The organism is Streptomyces violascens, from assembly GCF_014649955.1.
Lineage (GTDB): Bacteria > Actinomycetota > Actinomycetes > Streptomycetales > Streptomycetaceae > Streptomyces > Streptomyces violascens.
Genome location: NZ_BMUA01000060.1, coordinates 1 through 11,234 on the forward strand (window position 1 = coordinate 1; position 11,234 = coordinate 11,234).

Sequence of the window (11,234 nt, forward strand, 5' to 3'; positions counted from 1 at the left end):
GGCCAGGCCAGGCCAGCCGGTCACGGTGTTGTCCGCCTTGCGGCCCCACAGGTCGGCGATGCCGTCACGGTCAAAGTCGCCGGAGGAGCCGATGACGGGGTAGTCGCTCTTCTTGAGGGTGAGCCCAGTGAGCTTCGTGCGGCGCGGGGCGGTGCCCCAGGTCGCGGCGTTGAGGGCTCCGTTGGGGTCGGCCTCGCCGTAGGAGCGGTAGATGTCGCCGGTGTCGTCCTTGCGCATGAGCAGGTCCGGCAGGCCGTCCTTGTTGAGGTCGCCGGGGCTGATGAGGGTGAACTGGTCCCAGTCGGACCCGCCCATCAGGACAGGGTGGCTGCGACCGCGGGTGAGGTATTCGGACCGGTCGCCAAAGTAGACCCAGAGCTGCTTGCCCTGCTTGACGAGGACGTCGGACTTGCTGTCGCCGTTGAAGTCGCCGGTGAGGATCTGATCGGCGTTCGACCAGTGGTCATCGGTGACCCCCTTGCACAGTCCTCCGCTAGTGGGCTTGGGACAGGTGACCTTGAGGTCGAAGGAGCTGTATCCGTCGCGGTTGATGAGACCGCGGCCGTTGTTGGGATAGACGCGCAGGACGTTCTGCTGCGCTACGTCGCTGTGCTCGAGGGAGACCAGGTCGTTCTTGCCGTCCTGGCCCCAGTCGCCGCTGGTTGCGACCTGCTGGCCGGGGAAGGCGCCGCCGCCGTTGGTGGCGACGGAGAATTCCTTGTTGCCGTGGCCCGCGTAGGTGAGCAGGGTGCCGTTGGCGTCCACGCTCCAGATGTCCTTGAAGCCGTCCCCATTGAGGTCACCTGCCGCGTCCCGGAGGCCGGTTCCGTCGGCGTAGTAGAGGTAGGCGGCGGTGTCGGAGCGGTTGCCTGCCTTGTCCACGGTGTAGGCGTAGACGAGGTGCGGGCCCGCTACCGGGGGTTTGATCTCATCAGTCCACGGCGTGCTGGCGTCGACCTTGTTGACCTGGGGGTCGTAGTCGGTCCACCAGTTGTACGAGGCGACGTCGGTGACGCCGTTGGGGCCGAAGGTGAAGTGGCCGTTGTCGTTGACGTTGCCGTTCGGCTCGTCCGGCCAGCCCTTGTCACCGTTGGGGAACACGGTGGAGGTGATGGTCGGCGGCTGGCTGGGGCGGTCGCGGTCGATGCTGAATGTACAGGTCTCGCTCCACTGCGAGGTGGCGTGATCCCCGTCCTGGGTCTGGACCCGCCAGGTGTAGTCGCCGCTCGGCGTCGAAGCGCCAGGCAGGACGAGGGTGGCGTAGCGGTCCTTGAGAGCCGGGATACTGGTGTCCACAACAGCGTTGGTGACACCGGACTTGAAGACCTGGAAGTGCGCGGTGAGGTTGCCCGCGTCCGCGTCGTCGACGTGGGCGTACACGCTGATGGGACTGTTGCCGATGGCGCCGCCCGCGCTGCAGCTGGTCTGCGGGCTGGTACCGAGATGATCGGGCTGCTTGGGCGGGTGGTTGTACTTCACCTCCAGCACTGCCGTCTTCGGGTCGAACTTCTTCCAGCCGAAGGTGTCGGACTCGTTACCGGCGTAGAGGCCGAGGGTCAGACTGTTCTGGCCGGCCGCCACGCTGTCACGGAGCGCCGAGGTCGCGTTGAACTCCAGGTTCCCCGCCCCGCACTGGGAACTGCTCCAGCCCTTCGCGTCGTTTACCGTGTCCAGCACACTGCCGATCGTGTCCGGCTGGTGGCCCCAGTCCGTCTTCGGCGAGATGTCCCCGACCCGCCAGAGTTCGACGGGTCTCTTGTCACACGACCAGGACCAGGTGTTCCGGATGCGGAAGGTGGCGGACTGGATCTGCGCGCCACTCACGTAGCTGGTGTCGAGGCGGAAGAAGGAGCGGGACAGCCCCTCGGTCTCGTCCTCGTAGCCAACCCGGACCACGTTGTCGGTGTTCCAGAATCTCTGCGTGGGGTACTTCTGGTAGACGCGGGTCCAGCTCCACTTCTGCCGGTCGCCCCAGCCCCAGGTCGGGTCGATGTACACCGGGTAGTTGGTGTCCGAGCCGGTCAGCAGCTTCTGATCCGGAGTGAGGGCCAGCGAGTTGGTACTCAGTGCCGTACCCATGACGGCATCCTTGGCGCCGGCGCCGGGCTCGAACCCGTCGGCGGGTGCGCTGGCGCCCTCCCCGGCCGCCAGCACGCCCTTGGCTGCCAAAGCTGACTTGGCGGCACCGGCAGGCACCGCTTGTGGCGTGGAGTCCCACATCATGGGGGCTGGGCTGGTGAAGACCGTCTGGCCTGCTGGGTCGGTCGCCACCAGCGATTCGGTGTCGTCATCCTTGGCGATGTTCAGGCCGACGGTGCTGGTGGTGAAGTTGAGCGTGGCCAGCTCCGGATTCTTCGCCGCCTCTGCCGACTTGACCACCAACAGCTGTGAAAATCCCTCGACTTCAGCCTTGAGCTGCAGGTCCACCCCCGGCAGCACCTCGGGGTAGGTGGCAACATTTCCGTTGAGGGTCGGCTTGGGCAGCGGCTTGGGCCAGGTCAGTGACAGGGTGCGCCCGTCCTTGACGCCGGACAGCATCGGGCCCGTGCCACCCCCGGAGAACTTCACCGGCACGGTGGCCGCCTTCGGCACGACCGACCCATCGGCGGCGAAAGCCAAAGTCGGGTCAGTAGCGACCCAAGCACCGCCACGCCAGACCCGCACGGCCTGCCCGTACTGTCGCACCGTGAACGTGCCGTCGGGCTGCGCCCACGTGTCCGTCGCCTCAGTGCGCGCCGAGACCAACTCGTACGGATTCCCAGTGGACTTGGCCTGCTGCAGGGCATAGTCCTCCTCGCTCATCACCCCGCGTGCTACCGGGTCAGAGGACTGCGGATCGGCGATCGCCGGAGCCACGCTATGAGTCGCGGCCGCGGCGGGCAGCGCCACCACGGCAGGTGCCACGACCGCCCCAGCCAGAAGCACGGTCATGGCACGTGGGCGGAAGCGCCCCCGTGGCCATTTTCCGCCTCGTCTCATGTACACCTCATCCATCCTTTTCTGTCGGTGAATTTTTGAGGTGACTCTATAGCTCCAGAATCTGGGCTCCACCCATACTCAAGAGTTCCGCCTTACACATATCCTTTACATCAACAAGTCACCCTTTATTGCCCCTAACGCCCATAGCGGACACATAGGGTTCACTTACGCGAACCATACGAGGGTGCGCTTGACCTGCACCTTGACCCACTCTGCAGAGCGGTCGACCTGTCGGTAAGCAGCCTTGGCTGACCGTTTCGATCAGTTAATTCCGATCTGTGGAAACAAATGCTTGACAGTTCGTTTACAAGCACTGTTACGCTCCGTCGGTCATTTTTGAAAATGGGCGAGGGGTGGGGCGTGAGCCGTTTCGGCATGCGTGGATTGGCGGTTTCCATAGCCGCTGCGGTCACGGTGGGGTTGCTACCCGCCGTATCGGTAGCAGCCAACAACGAAGGGCCGGCGTTGCCCGGCCTCAAACAGCCAAAGGCTGTCCCGGTGACGAAGGCCCCGGCCGGAGGGGCAAAGAGACAGGATGCCGCCGCGGCCAATGCCTGGAAGCGCCCGAAGGTCGTCTGGCCTGCCGCGGGTTCAGCTGACGTCGACCTGACCGGGGCAGCCACCAGCAAGGGCGCCGGTATGTCACTGGCCGCCAAGGCCGCCCCGGAGACCGGGAAGCAGCGGGCCGGTTCCCTGCCCGTTTCCGTCGCCGACACCACTGGCCGAGACCGTGCCGTGGGCGCGCCTTCGAAAGTGAAGGTAACGGTCGCCGATCAAGGCGCTGCTCAGAAGGCTGGCGTCGCCGGACTCCTCCTCTCCCTCAGCCGCACCGACCAGGTCACCCAGCCAGGCTCCGCCCAGGTGGAGGTCGACTACTCGGGGTTCAAGGGAGCCTTCGGTGGCGACTGGGCCGCGCGGCTCCACCTCGTCGAACTCCCTGCCTGCGCCCTGACCACCCCCGAGGTGGCCAAGTGTCGTATGGGAAAGCCGCTTTCGACCACCAACAACACCAAGACGGGAACGTTGGCCGCTAACGTGCCACTCGCGGCGGCGCAGCCGCTGATGGCGCGCGCGGCTACAGGGGCCACCGTTCTGGCGGCTACCGCAGGCACCTCCGGTGGGACGGGTGACTACAAGGCCACCTCGCTTCAGCCTTCCGGATCATGGAGCGCCGGAGGGGCGACAGGCGCCTTCAACTGGTCCTACCCGCTCAGCGTGCCTTCCGTTCCCGGCGACCTGCAACCCAAGATGTCCCTGGGTTACAGCTCACAGTCGGTCGACGGCCGGACGGCAGCGTCGAACAACCAGTCCAGCTGGCTTGGAGATGGCTGGTCGATGGAGCCCGGCTTCATCGAACGCCGCTACAAGGCGTGCAACGACGATAAGACCGGCGGCACTAACACCACCAAGGTCGGTGACCTGTGCTGGTTCAACGACAACGCCACCATGTCGCTGAACGGCAAGAGCACCGAGCTCGTCTATGACGCCACCACCGGCTGGCATCCCGCAGCCGACTCCGGCGAAAAGGTCGAGAAGCTGACCGGCGCCAACAACGGCGACAACGACGGCGAGCACTGGAAGGTCACCGGTGTCGACGGCACCCAGTACTACTTCGGCCTGAACCGTCTCCCGGGCTGGAAGGACGCCACCACCCCGACCACCAACTCCACATGGACCGTGCCGGTGTTCGGCAACCAGTCCGGCGAGCCCTGCTACAACGCCTCCTTCGCCTCCGCCTGGTGCCAGCAAGCCTGGCGCTGGCAGCTCGACTACGTCGTCGACGTCCACGGCAACGCGATGGCGTACTACTGGAACACCGAGACCAATAACTACGGCCGCAACGTCTCCGAGACCACCGGCAAAGCCACCGTGACCTCGTACATCCGCGGCGGCTGGCTCGACCACATCGACTACGGCCTGCGCTCCGACAGCGTCTACAGCGCCAAGGCCATGGGCCAGGTCAAGTTCGACGTCTCCGAGCGGTGCCTCAGTACCTGCGGCACCTTCGACACGAACAACGCCACGAACTGGCCCGACGTCCCCTTCGACCTGTACTGCAAGGACGGCGCCACCGAGTGCAAGAACCAGTACTCACCGACGTTCTGGTCCCGCAAGCGCCTCACCACCATCACCACCAAGGCCCTGACCGGCGGCGCCTACAAGGACGTCGACTCCTGGGCGCTTCAGCAAGGGTTCCCCGCCGCCGGCGACGGCGTCTCCACCCCGATGTGGCTGCAGTCCATCACTCGCACCGGCAAGTCCTCCGGCGCCGCGGCACTGCCGCCCGTGACGTTCGCCGGGCAGCAGAAGCCGAACCGGGTCGACAAGCTCGGTGACGGCCTGGCCCCGTTCATCCGGCTGCGCATGTCGCAGATCACCACGGAATCCGGCGGCACCATCGGCATCGACTACCTCGACCCCGAATGCACCGTCACCACCCTGCCCCCGGCCGACGGGACGAACGCCACCCGCTGCTATCCGGTGAAGTGGGCCTACGAAGGCGAGACCGCCAAGCAGGACTGGTTCAACTCCTACGTCGTCCAGCGGGTCACCGAAGGCGACAACCTCGCCAGCACGCCTGACACGGTCACCGAGTACAGCTACCTCGGCGGCGCCAAGTGGGCCAAGAGCACAGACGAGTTCACCAAGCCCGAGGACCGCGGCTACTCCATCGCCCGGGGTTACGAGCGTGTCCAGACCCGCAAGGGCACCGGTCTCGATCCGAAGTCCCTCATCGAATCCCGGTACTTCCGCGGCATCGACGGCGCGCAGGTCAAGGACACGGACGACACGGACGGCACTGCGGTCACCGACCGCGAGCAGTTCGCCGGAATGGCCCGCTCCAGTGCCAAGTTCAACGGCGACGGCGGCGCTCTGATCAACCGCACCTCCTACACCCCCTGGCGCTCCGCGAAGACCGCCGCGCGCACTCGGGCTGGGTTGCCGGACCTTGAGGCCTACCAGACCGGGACTGAGAAGGAATCCACTCGTACCACCATCACCGGCGGTGCCCGCACCACGGAGCTGACCCGGCACTTCGACAGCTACGGCATGGTCGACACGGTTTCCCAGAGCGGCGACACCAGCAAGACCGGTGACGAGCAGTGCACCACTACCACCTACGTCCGTAACACCAGCCTCTGGCTCCTGAACAAGGTCTCCGAGAGCAGGACCACCGCCGGAGGGTGCGGCACCGCCAGCAGCGCGCTGAACGACAGCGTCATCGACTACACCCGCACCTACTTCGACAACAACACCGACCTGAACGCCGCCCCCACCAAGGGCAACACCACCAAGACGGAAAAGCTCAAGGGCGACGCCTCCGGCTACGACACCGTCACCTCGGTCCCCAGCATCTGCGGTCCGCTCAAGAATCAGCTCTGCTACGACCAGTACGGCCGCGTCCTCGCCACAGCCGACCCGTACGGGAAGATCACCAGCACCGTCTATGCCCCGGCCACCGGTGAAGTCCCCACGAAGACGGTCGTCACCAACCCGCTAGATCACACCGTGACCACAGTGGTGGACCCGCTGCGCGGGCAGCCGACCCAGGTAACTGACGCCAACGGCAAGGTCACCACCACCGCGTACGACGGGCTCGGCCGGATTGCCAAGGTGTGGATCCCCACCCGCTCCGCAGATACCTACCCCAACTCGCCGAACTACGCCTTCGATTACCAGGTACACAACGACGCTCCGACCGTCGTCGCCAGCACCAGCCTCACCCACGACAATCAGCTCGATACCAGCTACACCTTCTACGACGGCCTGCTGCGCGCACGGGAGAGTCAGGCAGAGTCGCCCGACCGCTCGGGACGCCTGGTCAGTGAGACGTTCTACAACACCCGCGGCGAGGCCAACCGCACCTCCGGTACCTACTACGCCACAGGTAAAGCCGAACCTGTCCTGATCACCGGCGCGGAATCCACCGACTACCCCGCCTCCGTGGAGACCCAGTTCGATGGCGCGGGCCGCACCATCGCCGTGCTCGGCAAGCGGTTTGGTGACGTGAAGGAGCGGACCACCACCAGCTACACCGGCGACACCACCACCGTCATCCCGCCCCAGGGCGGCACCAGCACCACGACAGTCGTCGATGCCCTTGGCCGCACCACGGAGCTGAGGCAGTACACGGACGCGGACCGGAGTAACTACCAGTCCACCCTGTACAGCTACAACAAGCTCGGCCGCCTGGAGCAGGTCGCCGACCCGTCCGGCGCCAAGTGGACCTACGCCTATGACGTCCGTGGCCGCAAGACCCACGTTGACGACCCGGACAAGGGCGGCTCCAGCACTGCCTATGACCAGGGTGACCGGGTCACCGACACCACCGACGCCCGCGGCATTACCCTGCATACCGATTACGACGCGCTCGGCCGCAAGACCGCCCTGAAGAAGGGGACCAGCACCCTCGCTGCCTGGACGTACGACACCGTCGCCAAGGGCAAGCCAGGCAAGACGACCCGCTACGTTGGATCGGACGCCTACACCACCGAGATCACCGGCTATGACGACCTCTACAACCCCAACGACACCGTCGTCACCATCCCCGCCAGTGAAGGCAAACTGGCCAACACCTACGAATGGTTCGCCGGGTATAACGCCAACAGCGGCCAGCAGGAGTACGTCTACCAGCCAGCCCTCGGTGACCTGCCCGAAGAGCAGGTTTCGACCGCGTACACCGCAGTCCACGGCCTGGTCAGCTTCGTCAACGCCGGCAACGACCCTCTGCTCTCAGCCATCACGTACGACCACTACGGCAAGCCCACCCGCCACGAGTACGGCGTCTTCAACCAGCACGTGTGGTCTACCACTGAGTACGACGACCACACTGGCCGGGCCACTCGCGTCACCAACGACCGAGACACCAGCCCCAAGCGCATCGACGACACCCACTACAGCTACGACCCGGCCGGCAACCTCACCTCCGTCGCCGCCTCCTACGGCCAGGACACCACCCGCACCACCGACACCCAGTGCTTCACCACCGACGCCCTGCGCCGGATCACCGAAGCCTGGACCAACACCGGTGAACAGTGCGCGGCCGTCCCCTCCGACACGGTGATCGGAGGCCAGGACCCGTACTGGACCAGCTACACCTACGACCCGGTTGGCAACCGCAAGACCGAAACCCAGCACAAGACCCCCACCGGCCCCGCCGCCGACACCACCCGCACCTACACCCCGCCTGCCGCCGGCACCCACAACCTGCCCAAAGTCACCCAAACCGGCACCGGCGCCCACGACGAGACCTACACCTACGACCAAGACGGCAACACCAAAACCCGCTCCATCGGCCCCAGCACCCAGAACCTGACCTGGGACGACGAAGGCCACCTCAAAACCCTCACCGACGGCACCAACACCAGCAACTACCTGTACGACACCGACGGAGCACGCCTCATACGACGCGACTCCACCGGCACCACCCTCTACCTCCCCGGCGGCAACGAACTCCACCTCGACAAGGTCGGCCTCGTCACCGGCACCCGCTACTACAGCGCCGCCGGACAAACCGTCGCCATGCGCACCGGCAGCAAACTCACCTACCTGCTGGGCGATTCACACGGCACCGGTACCACCCAGATCACTGCCGACGCTACCCAGAAGATCACCCGGCGCAAGAGCACCATCTTCGGTGCCCCCCGCGGCGACCAGCCCACCAACTGGGCCGGAGACAAAGGCTTTATCGGCGGAACAAAAGACACCGACACGGGCCTCACTCACCTTGGTGCCCGCGAATACGATCCCGCGATCGGACGCTTCATCTCCGTCGATCCAGTCATGGATCTAACGGACCCACAGCAGGCCCACGGATATACCTACGGCAGCAACAACCCGCTCGTCTACACGGACCCCACGGGCCAGATGCAGATGTGTGGCGAAGGCGGCGCAGCCTGCTATAAGGACGACTGGAACACCGACGGAACGAAAAACAAGGACGACGACCGGGAAACATCTGGTTCTACCGAGTGTCACCACGACCCCGACTGCATCCGGGGCACCACCGGAGGAACCGGAGGCACCGGAACGGGGAGCAATAAGGGTAAGAGTGTAGGGGGAGTAACCCATAGGGGCGGGGCTCCCTACATCAACGGTGTCTGCGTCTGGGCCGCAGGTAGTACTTGCGGCGGCGGAGTTGGGGATGCACCGACAGTTGCGGTCTCGGATGAAGATCTCGACTGGGTCTGCGTACCCAGCGAGAGCAGCTCAAGATGCTCACTCCGTAAATCCTTGTACCGCAGCCAGGTCATGATGCAGGGCGTCGCTGCTGTCTTTGGGGCCAAAGCGGCTGGCGGCAGGGGAGAGTCGGGTAGTTGCTTCCTGGCTGGCACCGAAGTGTTGATGGGTGACAAGTCGACCAAGAAGATTGAAGACATCAAGGTCGGCGATGAAGTCACCGCCACTGACCCTCAAACGGGAAAGACTTCGAAGCGCCAGGTGTCCGCTCTCATCATCACTGAGGGTGACAAGTACCTCAATGAACTGGCCATCACCACCAAAGACGGCCCTAAGAAGGTCACCGCCACGCGGGAGCACCCGTTCTGGGTTCCGTCTGAGCACCGTTGGGTTCGAGCGGGCGACTTGACGTCGGGCATGACTCTGCTGACGGACGACGGATCAACCGTCGTAATCCAAGCTAATCGCGCATTCGTCAGGCACACACGCACGTACAACCTCACCATCGTCGATGACCATACGTTTTACGTTCTCGCAGGCAAGACCCCCGTCTTGGTGCACAATGATTGCGGCGACCCGGCCCCGGTGTACCGGGGAGATGACCGTCCACCGAGCGATATTCAAGAGGCTGGCGGCTTCTGGCCGAAGCACCCGAACGGAAAGGCGAGCCTGCTAGAGCACGCGCAGGATATCAATGCCGAGAGTCCATTCGTCAGTACTTCAGAAAGCGCCGACACTGCCCTCTCAATGTTCTCCAAGCCAGGGTCTTACGTTTACGAGATCCAGCACCCGGGCGGAAGGAATGTAAACGAAGAATTGGGGCGAATGAGTCCATCTCCGCATGAGCGAGAAATCGCTTACCAAGGGGGCGTTCCGTGGGAAAGCGTCACTAAAGTCTGGGAGATTGACGAATTTTACGAGATGGACGAGGAGAATCTAATCTATGAACGGCAATAGTGAGGTATGGGCATTTGCGACCGGGGGCCCAGAGGTACGCTCGCTAGCGGCACTAGAATGGCGCATCGTCTCAGATATGGCTGAATTGAAGGTGGAGATTCCGGACCGTGGAATCTATACGGCAGAATCGGATGACTTCTTCTCATGTCTAGTGGCCATCAGGAATCAAATTGAGCCGCTAGGGGTCAGGTTGTGCTGCAACGGAACCCGCCGGGATGCTTATCCCTCTCGCATGAACATCCAGATGGGGCGAGGTCTTCAGATCCAGATTAGAAGAATGGGATCTCCTGCCACGCGCGAGGATCAGGTGGATATCTTTGGTGCAGCCGATCCCGACACCATTGGAACTGTAGCCGAGCAGCGTCAGTATTTTGAACGGTGGCTCGATAGCCTGAAATAGAACGAAACGCTTTCCGGAATGGTACAGAAGGCGTCAAAAAATATGACCAGCCGGAGGCTCTCCGCCGCGAAGCGGAGGGCCTCCGGCCATGCCAAAATCTGTTACACCGCAGCGATTAGCCGCGGGAAAGCAGGTAGGTGGCGGGTGGTCAGCTGAAGGGCCGGCACCAGGTCTCCGGGTCGAGGTAGCAGTCGGAGTCGGATCCGGTTCAGTTCTGAGCCCGCTGGAAGCCCTCAGTGTTCTGGCGGTCGGCCTTGCCCCAGTCTCGCGAGGGGCCGATCTTGCTCTTCGGTGACGAGGGCGACGTAGCGTGAAGCACAGCGGGGTTATCTTGTGGATAGACGGCTTGACCAGCGAAGAGGCCGCGCGGCTCCACCCTCGGGCGAAGAGGGCGGGGCCTTTCTCATCGGTAAGGCACTCCGCTGCTCGCGGGTTCAAATCCTCGGTTGTCCGCACTGCGCAGCCTGCGCCGACCCAGTCAAGCACCCCGATCCACTTCCACGGGAAGGGCTCCCGGGGTGCCTCCAGGGGACACGTAGGGGACGGAAGGACCCGTAAGGATCAGGAAGTCAGCGGAGGCAGACGGACGCCATCGGCGCTCTGACCTGCGAATATGGGACGATCGAGGCAAGATCCGGGAGCGATCGGAAGATCCGAAAAGGACTCATAATCCGTCGGCCGTGGGTTCGAGTCCCACCCGCCCCACATGTTAGGGCTC

General features: G+C 64.2%; 3 protein-coding genes. 2 read left to right on the forward strand and 1 reads right to left on the reverse strand.

From position 1 onward, the window contains the following. A partial coding sequence (locus IE206_RS41755) for a DNRLRE domain-containing protein (RefSeq protein WP_189971953.1) occupies positions 1-2,931 on the reverse strand: 2,931 nt, incomplete at its 3' end. Positions 2,932-3,339: 408 nt separating this feature from the next. Here IE206_RS41755 and IE206_RS41760 point away from each other — a divergent pair. Both IE206_RS41760 and IE206_RS41765 read left to right on the forward strand, forming a co-directional pair. Further along, positions 3,340-10,116 (forward strand): scabin-related ADP-ribosyltransferase, encoded by a 6,777-nt coding sequence (locus IE206_RS41760; protein ID WP_189971955.1) that lies wholly within the window; start codon positions 3,340-3,342, stop codon positions 10,114-10,116. A gap of 232 nt (positions 10,117-10,348) precedes the next feature. Continuing rightward, on the forward strand, positions 10,349-10,516 hold the full coding sequence (locus IE206_RS41765) for a hypothetical protein (protein WP_189971958.1): 168 nt from the start codon (positions 10,349-10,351) through the stop codon (positions 10,514-10,516). Positions 10,517-11,234 lie beyond the last annotated feature (718 nt).